Source organism: Microbacterium sp. 1154 (assembly GCF_031455375.1).
Lineage (GTDB): Bacteria > Actinomycetota > Actinomycetes > Actinomycetales > Microbacteriaceae > Microbacterium.
Genome location: NZ_JAVDSN010000003.1, coordinates 327,324 through 346,600, shown reverse-complemented (window position 1 = coordinate 346,600; position 19,277 = coordinate 327,324). Strand labels below are relative to the sequence as shown.

The window sequence follows — 19,277 nt, the reverse complement described above, 5'->3', positions numbered from 1 at the left end:
TTCCATGGACGAGATCACCCGAGACGTGGTCGTGATCGGTGCCGGTGCCGCCGGCCTGACCGCGGCCAACGACCTCCGCAAGGCCGGACTGTCGGTCGTCGTGCTCGAGGCGCGCGACCGCGTCGGCGGGCGCCTCTGGACCGACACGATCGACGGCGCGATGCTGGAGCTCGGCGGCCAGTGGGTCTCGCCCGACCAGCAGGCGCTCATCGACACGGTCGCCGACCTGGGCCTGTCGACCTTCAGCCGCTACCGCGAGGGCGACAGCGTCTACGTCGGTCCCGACGGCGAGGCGAAGCGGTTCACGGGCGAGATGTTCCCGGTGGCCCCCGAGACCGAGAAGGTCATCGACGAGGTCACCGCGCGTCTCGACGCCATGGTCGCCGAGATCGACCCCGACCGCCCCTGGGAGCACCCGAAGGCCGCCGAGTGGGACACCATCTCGTGGGACGCGTGGCTGCGCGAGCAGACCGACGACGACGAGGCCGTCCGCAACCTCGCCTTCGCCACGGGGTCCGCGATGCTCACCAAGCCCACGCACACGTTCTCGCTGCTGCAGTCGCTGCACATGGCGGCATCCGCGGGCTCGTACTCGAACCTCGTCGACGCCGACTTCATCCTCGACAAGCGCGTGACCGGTGGCCTCCAGCAGGTGCCCGAGCTGCTCGCCGAGCGACTGGGCGACGACGTGCTGCTGAACCAGCCGGTGCGCCGCGTCATCTGGGGCGCCGCCGCGACCCCGGAGCGTGCCGCCGACTCGGCGACGGGTCGGCGCGTCGACGACCTGCGTGCGCTGACCGCTCGCGTCGAAGCCGCGAAGAACTCCTCCGCGGGGGTGACCGTGATCGCCGACGGCGTCACCGTCCGCGCCCGCTTCGCCATCCTCGCGCTGGCGCCCGTGCTGTACTCGCGCATCTCGTTCGAGCCCCCGCTGCCGCGCCTGCAGCACCAGATGCACCAGCACATCTCGATGGGCTTCGTCATCAAGGTCCACGCCGTCTACGAGACGCCGTTCTGGCGAGAGAAGGGCCTGTCGGGTACCGCGTTCAGCCCGTACGAGCTCGCGCACGAGGCCTACGACAACACCAACCACGGCGACGAGCGCGGAACCCTCGTGGGCTTCGTCTCGGACCACAACGCCGACGACCTGTTCCGCCTCGACGCCGAGGAGCGCAAGGAGCGCATCCTCGAGTCCCTGTCGCACTACTACGGTCCCGAGGCGAAGAACCCCGTCGTGTACTACGAGAGCGACTGGGGCACCGAGGAGTGGACCCGCGGCGCCTACGCCGCGAGCTTCGACCTGGGCGGCCTGCACCGCTACGGCGCCGACCTGCGCGAGCCCGTCGGCCCCCTTCACCTGGCATGCAGCGACATGGCCGGAGCCGGTTTCCAGCACGTCGACGGAGCGATCCGCCAGGGGCACCGCGCGGCCGACGAGATCCTCGAGCGGACGCGCGGGTGACCGCCCGTCGCGTGGTGGTCGGCTACACCGCGACCGACGCCGGTGCCGACGCCCTCGCGCTCGGTGCGCGGTTGGGCGCGGCCCTCGACGCCCCCGTGCACGCGGTCGTCGTGCTGCCCTCGGCCGAGAACAACGTGTCGATCCCCAAGGATGCCGGCTACGAGCGCCTCGTGCAGGACACCGCGCGCGGCTGGCTGCGCGAGGCCGTGGCGCCCTACCCCGGTATCCGGGGGCACGTCCGCTTCGCCCAGGCGGTGTCGGACGGACTCGTCGCGGCCGCCGAGGAGTTCGACGCCGAAGTGATCGTCGTCGGCACCGGCGGGGGAGGGCCCCGCGGCCGTCACCGTCTCGGGACCACCGCCGAAGAGCTCGTGCACTCAGCGCCCGTCCCCGTCGCGCTCGCTCCCGAGGGGGCGCGCGACGTCGACCCGGGAGTCGGCCTGCCGCGCGTCACCGCCGCCATCGGCACACGCCCGGGAGCCGACGTCCTGCTCGACACGGCGGCATCCGTCTCCCGTCGGGCCGCGGCGCCCCTGCGGCTCCTCTCGCTCGCCGGCGTCGACCTGCCCGGCCGCGTCGATGCGTCGCTGACCCACCTGACCGGTCAGGCGCACGCCGAGAGCGTGCTCGAGGCCGTCCGCACCACGCTCGCCCCCGAGATCGAGGCCGAGGCCGTCGTCGGCGCCGGTTCCGACATCGAGGACGCCGTTTCGAGCATCGACTGGCAGCCGGGCGAGGTGGCCCTCGTCGGCTCGAGCCGTCTCGCGCAGCCCCGCCGGCTGTTCCTCGGCTCCACCGCGGGGCGCATCCTGCGCGCTCTGCCCGTCCCCATGATCGTCGTGCCGCGCACCTCGGAGGCCTCCTCATGACCAGTTCTCGCAACGGAGCGAGCCCGGCGCCCGACAGCGCCGTCACCACCGGCATCTCCAACAAGGGACTCCGAGTCGGCTCGATCGGCATGATCGGCGCCGTGGTCATCGGCATCTCGACCATCGCCCCCGCCTACACGTTGACCGGAGCCCTCGGCCCCACCGTGTCGGCCGTCGGCTTCCAGGTGCCGGCGATCATCCTCGTCGGCTTCATCCCGATGCTGCTCGTCGCCCTGGGCTATCGCGAGTTGAATTCGAGGATGCCGGATGCCGGCACCTCCTTCACCTGGGCAGCCCGCGCCTTCGGGCCGTGGGTGGGGTGGATGGCGGGCTGGGGCCTCATCGCCGCCACCGTCATCGTGCTGTCGAACCTCGCCGGCATCGCGGTGGACTTCCTGTTCCTGCTCATCGCCCAGGTCACCGGTAACGCCGAGATCGCCGAGCTCACGCGCGTGGTCCCGATCAACGTGGCCGTCTGTCTGCTCTTCATGCTGCTGGCCACGATCGTGTCGTACCGCGACCTGCAGACCACCCAGCGTCTGCAGTACGGCCTGGTGAGCTTTCAGATCCTCGTGCTGCTGGTCTTCGCGGGCGCGGCGGTCATCGAGATGATGAACGGCAACGCGTTCGACGCCAGTCCCGTGCAGGCGTCGTGGTTCAACCCCTTCGAGGTCTCGTCCTTCAGCGCCTTCGCCGCCGGTCTCTCGTTGTCGATCTTCATCTTCTGGGGGTGGGACGTCATCCTCACGATGAACGAAGAGACGAAAGACCCCGACAAGACGCCGGGTCGCGCGGCCACCGTCACGGTGTTCCTCATCGTCGCGCTGTACCTGCTGATCGCCATCGCACTGCTCATGTTCGCGGGCAACGGCACGGGGGAGCTGGGGCTCGGCAACGAGGACATCCAGGAGAACGTCTTCTTCCACCTGTCGGGGCCGGTCCTCGGGCCGCTCGCCTTCCTCGTCTCGCTCGCCGTGCTCACCAGCTCGGCATCGTCGCTGCAGGCGACCTTCGTGGGTCCCGCTCGGACGCTCCTGGCGATGGCGCACTACGACGCTCTGCCGAAGAAGTTCGCCAAGGTCAGCCCGCGCTTCTTCACCCCGGGCTACGCCACCATCGTCTCGGCGGTCGTCGCCTCGGTCTTCTACGCCGTCATGCGCGTGCTGAGCGAGAACGTGCTCACCGACACCATCACGGCCCTCGGGGCGATGATCTGCTTCTACTACGGCCTCACCGCTTTCGCGTGCGTCTGGTACTTCCGCAAGCAGTGGTTCGACTCCGTGCGCAACGTCTTCCTGACGCTGCTCGCGCCCCTCGTGGGCGGGTTGATCCTCGCAGTGCTGTTCGTGACCACCCTCATCGACAGCGCGAGCCCCGACTACGGGTCGGGCTCCGAGATCGGCGGCGTGGGTCTGGTGTTCGTGATCACCGTCGTGATCATCGCGGTCGGACTCGTGCTCATGATCGCCCAGCGCGTGGCGAGCCCGGGCTTCTTCCGGGGTGAGACGCTGGGACGCGAAGCACCCGCCAGCGCCCGCCGCCGCATCACGTCCTGACAACGAAACGAAAAGGAGCACCATGAGCGACTACGCCGTCGTCAACCCGGCCACCGGTGAGACCCTCGCCGAGTACGACACGCTGAGCGACTCCGGAGTCGACGAGGCCATCGCCTCCGCCCACGACGGCTACCGCGTGTGGTCGCGCACCGCCCCGGCCGAGCGTGCCGAGGGCCTGCGCCGTATCGGCCAGCTGCACCGCGAGCGCCGTGACGAGCTCGCCGCGATCATCGTGCGCGAGATGGGCAAGCCGCTCGAAGCGGCGCTCGGCGAGGTCGACTTCGCCGCCGACATCACCGAGTACTACGCCGACAACATCGACAAGATCACCGGCGACAGCCCGCTCGACATCCTGGGCGAGGGCACGGCCGTCATCCGCCGCTCGCCGCTGGGCGTGCTGCTGGGCATCATGCCGTGGAACTTCCCGTACTACCAGGTCGCCCGTTTCGCCGCCCCGAACCTCGCGGTCGGCAACACGATCCTGCTCAAGCACGCCCCCCAGTGCCCCGAGTCGGCGGAGGCGCTGCAGGCGATCTACCGCGACGCGGGTCTGCCCGAGGGCGCGTACGTGAACATCCGCGCCACCAACGAGCAGGCGGCGACCATCATCGCCGACCGTCGCGTGCAGGGCGTGTCGGTCACGGGCTCCGAGCGTGCCGGTGCCGCCGTGGCCGAGATCGCCGGTCGCAACCTCAAGAAGGTCGCGCTCGAACTCGGCGGGTCCGACCCGTTCATCCTCCTCTCCACGGATGACCTCGACGGCGCTGTGCAGGCGGCCGTCGATGCTCGCCTCGACAACAACGGCCAGTCCTGCAACGGCGCCAAGCGCTTCATCGTGATCGACGAGCTGTACGACGCCTTCCTCGAGAAGTTCACGGCGGCGCTCGGTGAGGCCAAGGTCGGCGACCCCTTCGCCGACGACACGGTCCTCGGTCCCCTGTCGTCGCTGACCGCGGCCGAGCGCCTCGACGAGCAGGTGCAGCGCGCGGTCGCCCAGGGTGCCACCGTCGAGGTCGGCGGAACCCGCGACGGAGCGTTCTACCCGGGCACGGTGCTGACCGGTGTGACGAGCGAGATGGACGCGTACGGCGAGGAGTTCTTCGGTCCCGTCGGCACCGTCTACCGCGTCTCGAGCGAGGATGAGGCCGTCGAGCTCGCCAACGACACCGGCTACGGTCTGGGCTCCTACGTCTTCACGACGGACGCCGAGCAGGCCCAGCGCATCGCCGACCGGATCGAAGCCGGCATGGTCTACGTCAACGTCGTCCTCGCCGACTCGCCCGAGCTGCCGTTCGGCGGGGTCAAGCGCAGCGGTACCTCGCGTGAGATGGGGCTTCTCGCGGCGGACGAGTTCGTCAACAAGAAGCTGATCCGCACGGCCTGAGCAGACCACACGACGACGGCGGCATCCTCTCCGGATGCCGCCGTCGTCGTGTATCCGCGGTGCGTCAGGCCGAGAGGGTGCGCCGGACCTCCGCGGCCTCACCGTGCCGACCGAGGGCTTCCAGGGCGTCGCCCAGATCGATCGCCACGGCCTGGCGCAGCGGTTCCTGCTCGACGGCGTGCTCGAGGGCGGAACGCAAGACCGCGACGGCCTCCTCGGGGCGCTCTGAACCCAGCAGGATCCGCGCGGCGACGAGCTCCGACCCCGCGGCCTGCGGGGAGCCCTCGACGGCGAGGAACCCATCGGCGGCCTGCAGGGCGCACGAGACCGCCTCGTCGACCCGCCCGGCGTTCGCGAGCAACCGCGCGCGCGTGTCGAGGAGGTCCGCGACGAGCCACGGGGCGTCGTCGGCACGCCCGATCTCGAGGGCCTCGTCGACGAGGGTGAGCGCATCGTCGTCCCCGCGGAACGCCTTGACCTGCGCCAGCGAGTGCAGGGCGTCGGCGAGCATGCCGCGATTGTCGGGATCGACACGGGCGACCTCGACGGCGGCCGTCAGCGTCTCGACCGACTCGTCCGTCTCGCCCAGGCGTCCGAGCAGCTGCGCCTGAGCTACGAGAGCCGACGCGCGACGAGCGGGCTCGTCCGCTTCTTCGTGCAGGTCGGCGGTGATCTCCCAGGCCCGCAGCGCGTTGCCCCACTCCTCGGCCTGCTCGAACGCGCGTGCGAGCAGGCCCACCGTGATGGCGCGCGACCCGGGCGCTTCGCCGGCGGCGGTCTCGTCCTGCAGGACCTCGTCGATGACCTCCACGGCCTCGTGCGCAGCGCCCGCAGCCAGAAGCGTGCGCCCGAGACCGTAGCGCAGCGCGGTCGTCGGCTCGCCGGACGCCTCCAGGCGCTGGACGGCCACGCGGTAGCCGGCGGCGGCGCGCTCGGTCTGGCCCGCACGCTCGGCGATCTGCGCGCTCAGGGACGCGGCGCCGGCGACGAGCTGATCGGGCAGGTCCCACGCGAGGAGGAGCCGCGCCGCTTCATCGGCGTCGTCCGCACCCCGCGAGGGATCGCCCACGACATCGCGGAGCATCGCCCGGTCCATCAGCGCGCGAACGCGCCGACCGGGATCCAACCGATCGTCTGCCAGGAGCGCGTCGAGGACCTCGATCGCCTCCACGGGGGCCTCCTGGGCGCGGCGGACGTCCACCTCGATGCTCCGCAGGGCGTGGGTGCGATCGAGGTCGTCCGTCCGGGCGTACAGATCGCGTGCTTCGCGCCCGGTGCGCAGCGCCTCGTCGAGGCGGCCCGCGACGAGGTGGCCGTACGCCAGGATCGTCAGCAGATGGCCACGGACCGCCGGGGGAGCGTCGGGGTGCTCCTCGAGCGCGCGAGCGGCGAAGGCGTCGTCCGTTCCGAAGAGCGCGAGGCCCAGCTCCTGCTCGAGGTCGGCTCGAGCCTCGTCGCCGACGTCGCGAAGAGCGGCCACGCGCGCGGCGAACACCTGCGCGGCGTCGTCGAGTCGCTCCTCGGCCGAGAGTCCCCGCAGCAGCAGGAAGGTCAGCGGCACGCGATCGGCGGCCGCGGCGTCGTCGAGCACGTCGGCGATGGCGTCGATCGCCGCCGGGCTGCCGATGGTCCCCAGCATCCGGGCGCGCGCGAGGCGCTGGGCAGGGGTCCACTCGCGGGGAGCCGCCGCCGGCGCGGTGAACCCCCCGGACGACAGCGGAACGTCGTAGTGCTCCTCGGCCAGGGCGCGGGTGCGCTCCAGGCGCCGTGCGTGCGCGTCTGTCCCGTTGCGCCGGTCGAACGCCTGAGCGATCTCGTCGGCCCGAGCCCAGCAGAGGGCCGCGAGTTCGGATGCCGTCAGCTCCGTGCCGCGCGCGCCGAACAGGGGCCCGAGCCCGGCGGCATCCGACCCCCGCACCGGGGTGTCGCCGTGGCCCGCGCGGGTCACGGCGTCGAGCGCGAGACCGAAGGCGGCCAGAGCCTCCTCGTGGGCTTCCGCGTTGAGGCCGTCGTGCGTCAGCCAGCCGAGATGCTTCTCGATGAGGCTCAGGGCACGCGCCTCGTTGCCCGTCACGGTGCAGAAGGTGACGTGGTCCGCGATGATCGTGAGGTTGTCGGGGTTCTCGCGCGCCAAGCGGTAGCTGCGCGAATGGAAGGCGCGGGCCTGCTCGAACCGACCGGCGCGCAGCAACGGCAGCAGCACGAGGGCCAGTGCGCGCTCGGGCTCCTCGCCGCAGGTGAAGCCGCCCTCGACCATCTCCTCGACGAGGCGGATCGCTTCGTCCTCGCTCCCGGTCGCCGAGAAGAACCCGGCGAACTGGCTGCGCACGCACGCGTCGCAGTGGCTGTAGTCATCGCGCGGGGTGGCCTCGAGACGTTCGCGCAGAGTGGCGGCCTCGTCGGTGCGGCCCGCGGCCCATGCGTCCTCGAAGCGGGCCATGAGCGCGCCGCTCAGTCCGACGCCGGCACGGCGGTAGTGCTGTTCCATGTCGTCGAGCACCGCCTCGATCTGCTCGCTCGCGAACGCGGGTGAGCCGCGCAGGGCACCGGCCATCCACTTGTACTGCCACAGCAGGTCGCCGGCGGGCTCGAGCTGTGCGGGGAAGCGCTCGGGATCGGCTTCGTGCTGCGCCAGGCACCAGGCGAACGACGTCAGCATGAGGTCGGTGTCGCCGATCATGTTCGCGCTCGAGGTCTGCCGCAGGCGCGCCTCGTACTCGAGACGGGTGTCGCCGCTCTCCTGCGCACGGGCGACGGCCTCGGCGACGAGGGCCCTCTCCTGGGGTCCCCAGGGCGTCCGATCGATCTCGTCGAACAGGGCGGCGATGTCTTCGGCGGCGGTCATGCGGGTCCTTCCGGGGCGGGGTGGGGGGAGGCGTCGGCGGCGAGGTCGACGAGATCGGCGAGAGCCGATGACATCAGTGCACGATCCGCCACGCCGAGCGGGTGATGGCCCGCGAGCAGCGCCTGCACATACAGCACCTGCACGCCGGCGGTGAAGGCGCGGCCGTCGGGAGCGTGCGCGAGCCGTTGCACGGTCGGGTTGGTCCAGTTCAGGCAGAGGCGCGACGACGGGGAGTCCTGCTTCTCGTCTCGTCCGCGGGCCCCCACGGACTCGGCGCGATCGAGCACCCCCGCCCACAGGGCTCCTCCGGCGCTGCGTGCGCGACCCCGGTCGAGGGCGCGCAGCACAGCGGGGTCGGCGACGAACAGCGCGGCGGCTTCGGGGCGTTCGAAGGAGCGGGCCACGACATCGACGGTCGTCAGTGCCGCCCGCGCGCGGTTCTCGAGCGAGACGACCCTGGCTCGCTCGTCCAGCGGCGGGGGAGCGAGACGGTCGATCTCGTCGAGCACGTCCACGGCTTCGACCCGCACGTCCGGGAAGACCTCGGGCAGCAGGCGGATCAGCTCGTCGTCGTACAGGTACCCGCCGTTGACCAGCGTGGTGCCGGTCGGCGCGACGCTCACGACCTGACGGAAGGCCTCGACGGTGCCGGCGTACCGCACGGGCGAGGATCGACGCACCAGTTCGTCGATCCGCAGGCGCCCCGCGTTCGTCTCGACCGAGAGCCACGGCACGATGAAGCGCGCCAGTTCGTCGTCGTACCGCACGAGCGACTTCAAAGCGACCTCGTGAACGGCGACGAACTGCGCCAGGCGCAGGGGGTCGCTCAGCGCGAGATCGAGGATCCACCGGCGCACGGCATCCCCCAACTCCGTCCGGGTCTGCTCGAGCGCGTCGTCATCGACGAGCGCCTCCCGACTGGCCGTCGGGTGCAGCCCCGCCGAGTCGACCACCGCGCGCACGAAGAAGGCCCAATCGGGCAGCAGGTCGTCGGCGCGCTCGGTGAGCAGCATGCGCTGAAGATAGACGCGCGTGCTCTGACGGGCGGTGGATGCCGGCGCGAACGGCAGCACGAAGGCCAGGCCGCGCGTCTGGGTGGCGGGGACCGAGAGCGGGATGATCGCGAGAGGCTCCGCCCCGAGAAGCTCTCGGCCATAGGCCGCCTGCGCCTCGCGGTCGTCGCCGAGGAAGGGGGGAGCGGTGGTGACTGTCGTCTCACCGCCCGCGGGCAGGTCGATGCTCACCGTTACGGGCAGGTACCGGCCGAACGTCTCGGCGAGCTCGACGACGGTGGCCGTGCCGAGCAGCGAACGGCTGTCTCCCCGAGGGCGCAGGTGCACGCTCGTGCCCACGGGCAGGTCCGCGGCGCCGGGGCGGACCTCGAAGGTGCCGTCGGCGTGACCGACCCACTCGACCGGGTCCGCGCCGTGAGCGCTGCGGGAACGGATGACGATGTCGTCGCAGACCATGAAGCACGACAGCATGCCGATTCCGAACTGCCCGAGGAAGTCCGAGCGCGGCAGATCGAACACGTCGCGCTTGGAGCTGCGCCCCACCGTCGCGAGCAGATCGGCCACGTCGTCTGGCGTGAGGCCCACCCCGTCATCGCGGAGGACGAACTCCTCGGATGCCGCGCTGACCGGTGTGATGCGCACGCGGCCACCGCCGCCGTCGGCCTCTCGACGCGCCGCGATCGCGTCGACGGCGTTCTGCAGGAGCTCGCGGAGGAACACCCGTGGCCCCGAGTAGATATGGCGGCTCAACAGATCGATCACGCCCCGCAGATCGACCTGGAACTGCTGGGCGGGCGCCTGTGAACTCATCCGTGCTCCTCGATCCGTCGGCGCTCGCCCTGCGGTTCGGGTCGGGGCGGCGACCACCTTCCACCCTATTCAGAGAGGCCTCCCGAGGGTGGTGCCGGGGAGCGGAGTTCGTCGTCCGTGTGCCCGATGCCGTACACTTGCAGTGCAGTCGAAATCTGCATTCTTTCGCCGTGCCCCCGGGCACATGGCATCCCTTCCGAGAGATTCCAGGCGGAAGCGCGTCGATTTCGCATCCTGGATCCCTCGGGATCTTAGGGCGGTAGCTCAATTGGCAGAGCAGCGGTCTCCAAAACCGCAGGTTGCAGGTTCGATTCCTGTCCGCCCTGCGCACAGCGCACGCTGGCACAGACACAGACCTAGGTGGTTCGATGACGCAGGACGAGGCGAAGGGCGAGATCGTCGCTGAGCGCGGCGCGCCCCGCGAGAAGAAGCTCAACTTCTTCGCGCGGATCGCCCTCTTCATTCGTCAGGTCTTCGCGGAACTGCGCAAGGTCGTCACGCCGACGCGGCAGGAGCTCCTCAAGTTCACCGCCGTCGTCCTCGGGTTCGTCGTCGTCATGATGGCGATCGTCTACGGCCTCGACGTGTTGTTCGTGTGGATCACCACCGCCGTCTTCGGCGTCCCCGGTACCGCCGGCGCCTGACCGGCGTCTGGGCGGACGCGCGGCCCCACGAGCGGCCGCCTCTGAACGGAAGAGATCACAGTGTCTGAAAGATATGTCGACGACGCCGATTGGGCGACGGCCGCTGAGCAGTCCAGCGAGGACGACGAGGCCCAGGAGGGCAACGTGCTCGAGTCCCAGGAGCGTGCCTCCGACTCGGCCGAGCACGCCGCGGTCCACATCGTCGATGACGCGACCGACACCGACGACGCCGATCTTGGCGACATCGACATCACCGACCCGGAGGCGGACGCGATCGTGAACGACGCTCTCGAGATCGACGAGACCAGCGAGGCCGAAGCCGCCGCCGAGGTCCTCACCGACGCCCTCGCCGAGGAACAGGCCGAAGAGGCCGCCGAAGCCGCTGACGAGGTCACCCCCTACGACGGCCCCGACGTGAACGGCGAGCCCGACGCTCCCGTCCTCGACGAGGACTTCGTCGACGAGGTCTCGGCCGCGGCGAGCGAGGTCGACGAGGCCGAGGCCGCGGAGTCGCCGGCCGACGCCGCGACCGACGTCGACATCGATGCAGACGAGACCGACGAGGACGCCGACCCGTACGAGGCGTTCCGTACCGAGCTGCGTTCGCTCCCCGGCAAGTGGTTCGTCATCCACTCCTACGCCGGCTTCGAGCGCAAGGTGAAGGCCAACATCGAGCAGCGCAAGTCGACGCTCGAGGTCGAGGACGACATCTACCAGGTCGAGGTCCCCATGGAGGACGTCGTCGAGATCAAGAACGGCCAGCGCAAGATGGTCAACCGCGTGCGCATCCCCGGCTACGTGCTGGTGCGCATGGATCTCAACGAAGACACCTGGTCGGTCGTCCGCCACACCCCGGGTGTCACCGGCTTCGTGGGCAACGCCCACAACCCGACCCCGCTGCGCTTCGAAGAGGCCTTCAACATGCTGAAGAGCCTCGTCGAGGTCAAGGAGGCCGCTCCCGTCAAGGGCGCCGCCGCCAAGGGCTCGGCCACCACGGCCCGCGTCATCCCCGCCGAGGTCGACTTCGAGGCCGGCGAGACGATCACCATCAAGGAGGGCTCGTTCGCGGGTCTGCCCGGCACGATCAGCGAGATCAAGCCCGAGAGCGGCAAGCTCACAGTGCTGGTGTCGCTCTTCGAGCGCGAGACCCCCGTCGAGCTGTCGTTCGACCAGGTCACCAAGATGATCTGACGCTCCCCGCGTCTTCGCGAACGCCCCGTCCGGCTCCGGCCGACGGGGCGTTCGTCGTTCGCCGGCCGGGTGGTCCCGGCATCCCATCCCACGCATAAACGCGGTCCACGCCGGTAAACGCGATCTCCTCGCGTTTCTGAGCGCGGAGAGCGTTTATGCATGCCGTCGCGCTGCCGTCCGTGCCGTCGCGCTCCCATGCCGTAGCGCTGCCGTCCGTGCCGTCGCGCTCCCATGCCGTAGCGCTGCCGTCCGTGCCGTCGCGCTCCCATGCCGTAGCGCTGCCGTCCGTGCCGTCCCGCTGCCGTCCGTGCTGTCGCGCTTCGCCCCGCTCCTCGGCGGCCGTCCCTGTGCGCCCGGGTCCCGGCATCCCACGCAGAAACGCGATCCACCTCGATAAACGCGATCTCCTCGCGTTTGTGAGCGCTGATCGCGTTTATGCGTGTCACATCGATCGGGGGTTGCGTCCGACGGAAGTCAGAGCGGCCGTCTCGGGACTGCGTACCGGCCGCAGCCCCGCGGCGACGAGAGCGGCGCGGAGAGGGCCGACGCTCAGCGCCCCCGCGTAATCCCAGCGCGCGACGTGCCAACCACGTCGCCGGAGGGCGTCTTCGCGACGTTTCTCCGCTCGCAGCACCTCGGTCGCCTCAGCTGGGCCCGCATCGTCGTACTTGACCCACCCGTCCATCTCTCCGATGATCTTCCGGTCCGGCCAGCAGAAGTCGGACCGGTAGACGCGCCCCTCGACCTCATGCTCCCTCTGCAGCTCTGGCTCGGGGAATCCGCACCACTCGATGACGGCGCGGCTGATCGATTCGCCCGGCGATTCCCCCGACGCGGTGACGCGCTGCAGGGTCCACTTCGCCCGCCGCACCCCGAAGGCGTTGCGCTGCGCGTCGAGGCGGTCGAGCAGGACCTCTCGGCGGAGACCGAATCTTGCGACGGCCGCGTCCCCGACCGCGAGGGCGAACGCGGGAGGAAGCACGCGGGCGAGGTCGGTCACCACGTCTTCGACGGGGGTGAACCGGATGCCGGCGAACTCTAACGTCGAGCGGGGATCCATGCTCGTATGGGCGGTGACGTCGCCATACGTCACCGATCGCGAGCGACGCGCGTCGAAGATGTGGATCGCGCGCGGGTGGCCGAACGTGGGCAGGCCGAGAAGGGACGCTGCGGATTCGTGGGAGAAAACGGCATCCGGTCTGGCGAGGGCGAAGGCGTGCACGCGCACGCGGTACCGGTCCCAGGGCTCGAGCGCGTCCCACATCGTGCGGACCGTGTAGATCCCGGGACGGATCCGCACCAGTGCGTCGTCGCGCCAGAGCGGCGGACCGGTCCGCGGGGCGAGCGACGCGCGTATCAGCGGGGCGGGCGACGCGCGCAGCGTGCGCGGAGCGGTGTCCATGTGGCGAGGGTCTCAGAAACGGGGCGGTCGCGTTTCGAGCCTGTGGAGAACTCGTCTCGTCCCGCGCATAAACGCTCTTTGCTGGCACAAACGCGCTGTCCTCGTGTTTCTGCGCGCGGAGCGCGTTTATGCGCAAGAACCCCCGTCGCACCCGGGCCGGCGGGGGAAGGGGGCCAGTGCGGGGGTGGGGCAGACCCGCGGATGCCGAATGCCCCCATGTCGCGTACAATGGCAAGGTTGCGTGCCTCAGTGCGCGACGACCGCTGTCCGGAACCGCCGGACGTGCGGGAGAGAGGGAACCGAGAGGTCCTCGCTCGAGAGAGGAAAAGGATATGGCACCCAAGAAAAAGGTGACCGGCCTGATCAAGCTCCAGATCAAGGCGGGCGCGGCCAACCCCGCGCCGCCGATCGGTCCGGCGCTCGGTCAGCACGGCGTCAACATCATGGAGTTCTGCAAGGCCTACAACGCGGCGACCGAAGCCCAGCGCGGCAACGTCATCCCCGTTGAGATCACGGTCTACGAAGACCGCAGCTTCACCTTCATCCTGAAGACCCCGCCGGCGGCGGAGCTCATCAAGAAGGCAGCCGGCCTGGCGAAGGGCTCGCCCACGCCGCACACCACCAAGGTGGGCAAGCTCACCAAGGAGCAGGTCCGCGAGATCGCCACCACGAAGCAGCCCGACCTGAACGCGAACGACATCGAGGCCGCCTCGAAGATCATCGCCGGCACCGCCCGCTCCATGGGCATCACGGTCGAGGACTGAGGGAGATAACAATGGCTACCAAGTCCAAGGCATTCCGCGCCGCTGCTGAGAAGATCGCGGCCGACACGTTCTACACCCCGACCGAGGCCGTCGCCCTCGCGAAGGAGACCGGCTCGAAGAAGTTCGATTCGACCGTCGAGGTCGCGCTCAAGCTCTCGGTCGACCCCCGTAAGGCCGACCAGATGGTCCGCGGCACGGTCATCCTGCCCCACGGCACGGGTAAGACCGCTCGCGTCATCGTCTTCGCCAACGGCCCCGCGGCCGAGGCGGCTCTCGCCGCCGGTGCCGACGAGGTCGGTGGCACCGAGCTCATCGAGAAGGTCGCGGCCGGCTACACGTCGTTCGACGCCGCCGTTTCGACGCCCGAGCTCATGGGTCAGGTCGGTCGCCTCGGTAAGGTCCTCGGACCCCGCGGCCTCATGCCGAACCCCAAGACCGGCACCGTGACCCCCAACCCGGCCAAGGCCGTCGAGGAGATCAAGGGCGGAAAGATCGAGTTCCGCGTCGACAAGCACGCCAACGTCCACTTCGTGGTCGGCAAGGCGTCGTTCTCGGCCGAGCAGCTCGACGAGAACCTGAAGGCCGCGCTCGAGGAGATCGTCCGCCTCAAGCCGTCGAGCTCGAAGGGCCGTTACATCCAGAAGGGCGCCGTCTCGACCACTTTCGGTCCCGGCATCCCGCTGGACGTCAACGTCATCGTCTGACACTCGTCACCGGAAGCCCCGCCGCGCCTCGTGCCGGCGGGGCTTTCGCGTGTCCGAGCGGCATCGCGGCTGCACGATCGTGCAATACGGCGTCATGCGGGAAGACCTTCGAGCCCTGCCGTGTTTCCCTGGAGGGTACGCCTGCACCGCGTACCCCCCACACACACCACTCACACATGTCTGGAACAGCTATGCCCCGTCGCCGTCTGACCGTCCTCGCCGCCACCCTGGGTCTCAGCGCCCTCGCGCTGACCGCCTGCAGCGGCGGCTCCACCGCGGCCGACCCCGACGCGGGTTCCGACCTCGGCTTGATCTCCGGCGGCACGCTGACCGTGGCCACCGAGGGCACGTACCGTCCCTTCTCGTACCACGAGGGTGCGGGCGAGCTGACGGGCTTCGACGTCGAGATCGCAAAGGCCGTCGCCGACAAGCTCGGTCTGCAGGTCAAGTTCCAGGAGACTCAGTGGGACGCGATCTTCGCGGGCCTGGACGCCGGTCGCTTCGACGTCATCGCCAACCAGGTCTCGATCAACCCCGAGCGCCAGGAGAAGTACACCTTCAGCTCGCCGTACACCGTCTCGCGCGGTGTCATCGTGACCAACGACAGCGACAACGCCATCTCGAGCTTCGCCGACCTGTCGGGCAAGACCACCGCCCAGTCGCTCACGAGCAACTGGTACGAGCTCGCGACCTCGAGCGGCGCCCAGGTCGAGGCCGTCGAGGGCTGGGCCCAGGCCGTCGCCCTGCTCAAGCAGGGTCGCGTCGACGCCACGGTCAACGACCAGCTCACCTACCTCGACTACGAGAAGACCAACAGCCCCACCGGCCTGAAGATCGCGGCCACGACCGAGGACTCCTCCGAGAGCGCCTTCGCCTTCAAGAAGGGCCAGGACAAGCTGGCCGAGGCCGTCGACGGCGCCCTCGAGGAACTCCGCGCCGACGGAACCCTCGCCTCGATCAGCGACAAGTACTTCGGCGACGACGTCACGAAGTAAGCAGCTGCTGTAAACCCCCGCGGATCATCCGCCTGCCCGCTCTAGCGTGGGAGGCGGATGATCCGCTCGCGTGTGAGGAAGGAGGCCCATGAACGACATCTGGACCCTGCTCGTCGACTCGTTCTGGCCGATGGTTCTGGCCGGCATCACGGGCACGATCCCGCTGTCCCTGGCTTCTTTCGCGATCGGTCTCGTCATCGCGCTGGGCATGGCCCTCCTGCGGCTGTCGCGCAATGTGGTGCTGTCGAGCGTTGCCCGGTTCTACATCTCGATCATTCGCGGCACGCCCCTGTTGGTGCAGCTCTTCGTGATCTTCTACGGACTGCCCTCGCTCGGGCTCACGATCGATCCGTTCCCCGCGGCGGTCATCGCGTTCTCGCTGAACGTGGGCGGGTATGCCGCCGAGGTCATCCGCGCGGCGATCCTCTCGGTCCCGCGTGGGCAGTGGGAAGCCGCGCACACGGTCGGTCTGAGCCGCCGGAAGACGCTGACGCGCATCATCCTGCCGCAGGCGGCTCGCGTTTCGGTGCCGCCGCTGTCGAACACGTTCATCTCGCTCGTGAAGGACAGCTCGCTGGCATCCCTCATCCTCGTCACCGAGCTCTTCCGCCAGGCGCAGGCCATCGCGGCATTCTCGTACGAGTTCATGGCGGTGTACCTCGAGGCCGCGCTCATCTACTGGCTGTTCTGCCTCGTGTTGTCGTTCGGGCAGAACGCCCTGGAAAAGAGGCTGGACCGCCATGTCGCCCACTGACACCGCCCCGCTGCTCGCCGTCTCGGGTCTGCGCAAGAGCTTCGGTGACAATCGCGTCCTCGACGGCGTGGATCTCGAGGTGCGCCGCGGCGACGTTCTCGTGCTCATCGGCCCCTCCGGCTCGGGCAAGACCACCGTGCTGCGCTGCCTGAACGGACTCGAGACCCCGGATGCCGGAGTGGTGGCGTTCGACGGGGGACCGGTCGTGGACTTCTCGCAGAAGGTCTCGAAGGCCGACCGCACCGGGTTGCGCGATCGTTCGGCGATGGTGTTCCAGCATCACAACCTCTTCCCGCATCTCACCGTCATCCAGAACGTGATCGAGGGGCCGATCCAGGCGCACGGCGTCGCTCGGGCCGAGGCCGTCGCCCGTGCCGAGACGCTGCTCGCCCGCGTCGGCCTGTCGGAGAAGCGCGACGCATACCCGTCCGAGCTCTCCGGCGGTCAGCAGCAGCGCGTCGGCATCGTCCGTGCTCTGGCCCTGCAGCCCTCGCTCCTGCTGTTCGACGAACCGACCAGCGCGCTCGATCCGGAGCTCGTGGGCGAGGTGCTCACGGTCCTGCGCGAGCTCGCTCGAGAGGGCTGGACGATGGTCATCGTCACGCACGAGCTCGGCTTCGCGCGCGAGGTCGCGGACGAGGTGCTGTTCTTCGACGAGGGAGTGATCGTCGAGCGCGGGGCGCCGTCGGAGCTGTTGCGTCAGCCGAAGAAGGAGCGCACGCAGCGCTTCCTCAACCGTCTGCTGCGCCCGCTCGACGGCCCCGACTCCTCGGGCGACCCGGAGGAGAACCGCGCGCCGTAGGGTCGAGGCATGAGTCGCCTCGAGAACCTGCTCGGCATCGACGTTCCGATCGTCCTCGGCCCCTTCGGCGGGTTGTCGTCCGTCGCCCTGACCGCCGCTGTCAGCAACGGCGGAGGGCTCGGGTCGTTCGGGCTGTACGGCTACGCGCCCGATCGCATCCGCGACACGGTGGCGCAGCTGCGGGCCGCCACCCGGCGCCCGGTCGCCGTGAACCTCTGGCTCCCGCGCGGCGACGAGATCACCCCCGCCGACCTCGATGTGCACCCGTTCCTCGATGCCGCGGCTCCCCTGTTCGCCGCGGCCGGGGTCGAGGTGCCCGCACCCCCGACGGCGTTCCTCCCGCCGGTCGCCGACCAGCTCGAGGCCGTCTTCGAGGCCCGCCCCGACGTGCTGAGCGTCGTCTTCGGAGTCCCGGATGCCGACACCCTCGCGAGCGCGAGAGACCGCGGCATCCGTGTAATCGGCACCGCCACCTCGGTCGCCGAGGCCGTCGCGCTCGAGGCGGCGGGCGTCGACGCCGTCGTCGCCACCGGGTCGGAGGCCGGCGGGCACCGGGTGTCGTTCCTGCGTGAGGCATCGGCCTCGCTCGTCGGGACCTTCGCCCTGGTGCCGCAGGTCGTCGATGCCGTCGGCATCCCGGTCATCGCGGCGGGCGGGATCGCCGATCGCCGTGGCGTCGCAGCAGCCCTCGCCCTGGGCGCGGAGGGGGTGCAGGTGGGGACGGCGTTCCTGCGCACCTCCCAGTCGGCGGCCACCGCCGCCCATCGCGACGCGATCGGTCGAGCGGCCGACACCGACACCGTGCTGACCCGGGCCATGAGCGGGCGGTTGGCACGCGGCATCCCGAATCGAGCGATGCACGAGCTCGAGGCGTCGGGGATGATCGCCCCGTTCCCCGCGCAGAACTGGCTGACCGGGGTGTTTCGCGCCGCGGCGACCGCACGGGGCGACGGCGAACTGGTGTCGCTGTGGGCGGGTCAAGGGGCGGCGCTCTCGCGCTTCGACGACGTCGCCGACGTCCTCGCCGAGTTGAGAGCCGGTCTTCCGGTCTGACTCAGGCGGTGGGGCGGATCTCGAAGCCGGATGCCGCCCGCTCGGTGCCCTCGACGATGTCCACATCGTCGACGCGTGCTCCGGCCGGCCCGTCGTGCGCCCAGGCGATCACGCTCTCGACGTCGTCGGGGTCGCCGGAGAGGAACGCCTCCACCGAACCGTCACGGCGGTTGCGCACCCAGCCGTCGATGCCGAGACGATCCGCCTCGGTGCGCAGGGAGTATCGGAAGCCGACGCCCTGGACGCGTCCCGTCACCGTCATCGTCACCGTTCGCATCGGCCCATTCTCGCCGACGGCCGGGCCCCCGGCGTCGAGCATCAGTGCGGCAGCACGAGGGACAGGGCGATCGCGAACATCACCACGGCGATGACGCCGTCGAGGATGCGCCAGGCTCGCGGGGTGTCGAGCCACCGGCCGAGGAACCGTGCACCGTAGCCGAGGGCCGAGAACCAGACCAGGCTCGCGATGCACGCCCCCACCGCGAACGCCCAGCGCCCGTCGCCGTGCGTCGACGCCACGGAACCGAGCAGGAAGACCGTGTCGAGGTACACGTGCGGGTTCAGCCAGGTGAGGGCGAGGCAGGTCAGCACCGTCGCCGTGAGCGTCGTGCGGGCCGGGCGGGTCTGCACCGTCGTGCCGCCTGCCATCGGTGCGAGAAGGGATGCCGCGGTCTCGAGGTGCAGCGTCGCGCCGCTGGGGCGCAGGGCGCGGCGCGCGGCCAGAAGGCCGTATCCGACGAGGAAGGCCGCTCCCGCCCACCGGACGACCACGATCAGCCACGGCACCGTCTGCAGCACCAGGCCGATGCCGGAGACCCCGAGCAGGATGAGCGCGGCATCGGAGAGCGCGCACACCGCCACCACGGCGAGCAGGTGCTCGCGGTGAATGCCCTGACGCAGGACGAAGAGGTTCTGGGCGCCGATGGCGACGATGAGAGAGAAGCCGAGACCGAGGCCGGCGAGCAGGGAGGGGAGCACGAGGACGACGCTAGGGGAGGAGTGAAGCGTAGGCCAGCTCATGATTCTGTA

The 19,277-nt window shown here is 70.1% G+C and carries 17 protein-coding genes and 1 tRNA gene; 13 read left to right on the top strand and 5 right to left on the bottom strand.

Going from position 1 to position 19,277, the window contains the following annotated elements:
• Positions 1-4 precede the first annotated feature (4 nt).
• From J2X55_RS13375 to J2X55_RS13360, 4 genes are read left to right on the top strand one after another with little or no spacing between them, the layout of a single operon-like run.
• Entirely contained in the window at positions 5-1,462 is a 1,458-nt protein-coding gene (locus tag J2X55_RS13375) for an NAD(P)/FAD-dependent oxidoreductase (RefSeq protein WP_309823986.1), read from the top strand.
• Positions 1,459-2,331, top strand: a complete 873-nt coding sequence (locus J2X55_RS13370; protein ID WP_309823985.1) for a universal stress protein — start codon at positions 1,459-1,461, stop codon at positions 2,329-2,331. The genes J2X55_RS13375 and J2X55_RS13370 overlap by 4 nt, the downstream gene beginning before the upstream one ends.
• Positions 2,328-3,887 (top strand): APC family permease, encoded by a 1,560-nt coding sequence (locus tag J2X55_RS13365; RefSeq protein ID WP_309823984.1) that lies wholly within the window; start codon positions 2,328-2,330, stop codon positions 3,885-3,887. The genes J2X55_RS13370 and J2X55_RS13365 overlap by 4 nt, the downstream gene beginning before the upstream one ends.
• 22 nt (positions 3,888-3,909) lie before the next feature.
• On the top strand, positions 3,910-5,271 hold the full coding sequence (locus J2X55_RS13360; RefSeq protein ID WP_309823983.1) for an NAD-dependent succinate-semialdehyde dehydrogenase: 1,362 nt from the start codon (positions 3,910-3,912) through the stop codon (positions 5,269-5,271).
• A gap of 64 nt (positions 5,272-5,335) precedes the next feature.
• Here the strand turns inward: J2X55_RS13360 and J2X55_RS13355 are convergent, their stop codons facing one another.
• Both J2X55_RS13355 and J2X55_RS13350 read right to left on the bottom strand, forming a co-directional pair.
• Positions 5,336-8,116 (bottom strand): hypothetical protein, encoded by a 2,781-nt coding sequence (locus J2X55_RS13355; RefSeq protein WP_309823982.1) that lies wholly within the window; start codon positions 8,114-8,116, stop codon positions 5,336-5,338.
• Positions 8,113-9,939, bottom strand: a complete 1,827-nt coding sequence (locus J2X55_RS13350) for an HSP90 family protein (RefSeq protein WP_309823980.1) — start codon at positions 9,937-9,939, stop codon at positions 8,113-8,115. Before J2X55_RS13350 ends, J2X55_RS13355 begins: the two co-directional genes overlap by 4 nt.
• A gap of 253 nt (positions 9,940-10,192) precedes the next feature.
• On the opposite strand from J2X55_RS13350, the gene J2X55_RS13345 reads away from it, so the two are divergent.
• The 3 genes from J2X55_RS13345 (at position 10,193) to nusG (ending at position 11,774) form a co-directional block, all read left to right on the top strand.
• Positions 10,193-10,265, top strand: a tRNA-Trp gene (locus J2X55_RS13345).
• A gap of 42 nt (positions 10,266-10,307) precedes the next feature.
• Positions 10,308-10,583 (top strand): preprotein translocase subunit SecE, encoded by a 276-nt coding sequence (secE, locus tag J2X55_RS13340; RefSeq protein ID WP_115919456.1) that lies wholly within the window; start codon positions 10,308-10,310, stop codon positions 10,581-10,583.
• A gap of 60 nt (positions 10,584-10,643) precedes the next feature.
• Positions 10,644-11,774 carry a transcription termination/antitermination protein NusG gene (gene nusG / locus J2X55_RS13335; protein ID WP_309823978.1) on the top strand — a complete coding sequence of 377 codons (1,131 nt, stop codon included), beginning with the start codon at positions 10,644-10,646 and terminating at the stop codon, positions 11,772-11,774.
• Between the two features lie 442 nt (positions 11,775-12,216).
• Here the strand turns inward: nusG and J2X55_RS13330 are convergent, their stop codons facing one another.
• A complete protein-coding gene (locus tag J2X55_RS13330; RefSeq protein ID WP_115919452.1) occupies positions 12,217-13,176 on the bottom strand; it encodes a hypothetical protein in 960 nt (319 codons plus the stop codon).
• Between the two features lie 332 nt (positions 13,177-13,508).
• Here J2X55_RS13330 and rplK point away from each other — a divergent pair, with 332 nt between their 5' ends.
• The 6 genes from rplK to J2X55_RS13300 all read left to right on the top strand — a co-directional run bounded on the left by rplK (position 13,509) and on the right by J2X55_RS13300 (position 18,248).
• Positions 13,509-13,940, top strand: a complete 432-nt coding sequence (gene rplK, locus J2X55_RS13325; RefSeq protein ID WP_058232721.1) for a 50S ribosomal protein L11 — start codon at positions 13,509-13,511, stop codon at positions 13,938-13,940.
• 11 nt (positions 13,941-13,951) lie between these two features.
• The gene (rplA, locus tag J2X55_RS13320; RefSeq protein ID WP_094734955.1) at positions 13,952-14,644 is read left to right on the top strand and encodes a 50S ribosomal protein L1; all 693 of its coding nucleotides are present in this window, start codon (positions 13,952-13,954) and stop codon (positions 14,642-14,644) included.
• A gap of 191 nt (positions 14,645-14,835) precedes the next feature.
• Positions 14,836-15,639, top strand: coding sequence for an amino acid ABC transporter substrate-binding protein (locus J2X55_RS13315; RefSeq protein WP_115919450.1), 804 nt, complete (start codon positions 14,836-14,838; stop codon positions 15,637-15,639).
• Between the two features lie 88 nt (positions 15,640-15,727).
• A complete protein-coding gene (locus tag J2X55_RS13310; protein WP_115919448.1) occupies positions 15,728-16,393 on the top strand; it encodes an amino acid ABC transporter permease in 666 nt (221 codons plus the stop codon).
• The gene (locus J2X55_RS13305) at positions 16,380-17,195 is read left to right on the top strand and encodes an amino acid ABC transporter ATP-binding protein (protein ID WP_309823974.1); all 816 of its coding nucleotides are present in this window, start codon (positions 16,380-16,382) and stop codon (positions 17,193-17,195) included. Before J2X55_RS13310 ends, J2X55_RS13305 begins: the two co-directional genes overlap by 14 nt.
• A gap of 9 nt (positions 17,196-17,204) precedes the next feature.
• Positions 17,205-18,248 carry a nitronate monooxygenase gene (locus J2X55_RS13300; protein ID WP_309823973.1) on the top strand — a complete coding sequence of 348 codons (1,044 nt, stop codon included), beginning with the start codon at positions 17,205-17,207 and terminating at the stop codon, positions 18,246-18,248.
• A gap of 1 nt (position 18,249) precedes the next feature.
• Here J2X55_RS13300 and J2X55_RS13295 read toward each other — a convergent pair whose 3' ends face one another.
• Both J2X55_RS13295 and J2X55_RS13290 read right to left on the bottom strand, forming a co-directional pair.
• Positions 18,250-18,525 carry an acylphosphatase gene (locus tag J2X55_RS13295; protein ID WP_309823972.1) on the bottom strand — a complete coding sequence of 92 codons (276 nt, stop codon included), beginning with the start codon at positions 18,523-18,525 and terminating at the stop codon, positions 18,250-18,252.
• Between the two features lie 41 nt (positions 18,526-18,566).
• Positions 18,567-19,268, bottom strand: a complete 702-nt coding sequence (locus J2X55_RS13290; RefSeq protein WP_309823971.1) for a LysE/ArgO family amino acid transporter — start codon at positions 19,266-19,268, stop codon at positions 18,567-18,569.
• Positions 19,269-19,277 lie beyond the last annotated feature (9 nt).

Bases quoted from the DNA above. Each gene is read 5' to 3' on its own strand.
- J2X55_RS13375 (WP_309823986.1), top strand. From the start codon at position 5: ATGGACGAGATCACCCGAGACGTGGTCGTGATCGGTGCCGGTGCCGCC.
- J2X55_RS13365 (WP_309823984.1), top strand. From the start codon at position 2,328: ATGACCAGTTCTCGCAACGGAGCGAGCCCGGCGCCCGACAGCGCCGTC.
- J2X55_RS13360 (WP_309823983.1), top strand. From the start codon at position 3,910: ATGAGCGACTACGCCGTCGTCAACCCGGCCACCGGTGAGACCCTCGCC.
- J2X55_RS13355 (WP_309823982.1), bottom strand. From the start codon at position 8,116: ATGACCGCCGCCGAAGACATCGCCGCCCTGTTCGACGAGATCGATCGG.
- J2X55_RS13350 (WP_309823980.1), bottom strand. From the start codon at position 9,939: ATGAGTTCACAGGCGCCCGCCCAGCAGTTCCAGGTCGATCTGCGGGGC.
- secE (WP_115919456.1), top strand. From the start codon at position 10,308: ATGACGCAGGACGAGGCGAAGGGCGAGATCGTCGCTGAGCGCGGCGCG.
- J2X55_RS13330 (WP_115919452.1), bottom strand. From the start codon at position 13,176: ATGGACACCGCTCCGCGCACGCTGCGCGCGTCGCCCGCCCCGCTGATA.
- rplK (WP_058232721.1), top strand. From the start codon at position 13,509: ATGGCACCCAAGAAAAAGGTGACCGGCCTGATCAAGCTCCAGATCAAG.
- rplA (WP_094734955.1), top strand. From the start codon at position 13,952: ATGGCTACCAAGTCCAAGGCATTCCGCGCCGCTGCTGAGAAGATCGCG.
- J2X55_RS13315 (WP_115919450.1), top strand. From the start codon at position 14,836: ATGCCCCGTCGCCGTCTGACCGTCCTCGCCGCCACCCTGGGTCTCAGC.
- J2X55_RS13310 (WP_115919448.1), top strand. From the start codon at position 15,728: ATGAACGACATCTGGACCCTGCTCGTCGACTCGTTCTGGCCGATGGTT.
- J2X55_RS13305 (WP_309823974.1), top strand. From the start codon at position 16,380: ATGTCGCCCACTGACACCGCCCCGCTGCTCGCCGTCTCGGGTCTGCGC.
- J2X55_RS13300 (WP_309823973.1), top strand. From the start codon at position 17,205: ATGAGTCGCCTCGAGAACCTGCTCGGCATCGACGTTCCGATCGTCCTC.
- J2X55_RS13295 (WP_309823972.1), bottom strand. From the start codon at position 18,525: ATGCGAACGGTGACGATGACGGTGACGGGACGCGTCCAGGGCGTCGGC.
- J2X55_RS13290 (WP_309823971.1), bottom strand. From the start codon at position 19,268: ATGAGCTGGCCTACGCTTCACTCCTCCCCTAGCGTCGTCCTCGTGCTC.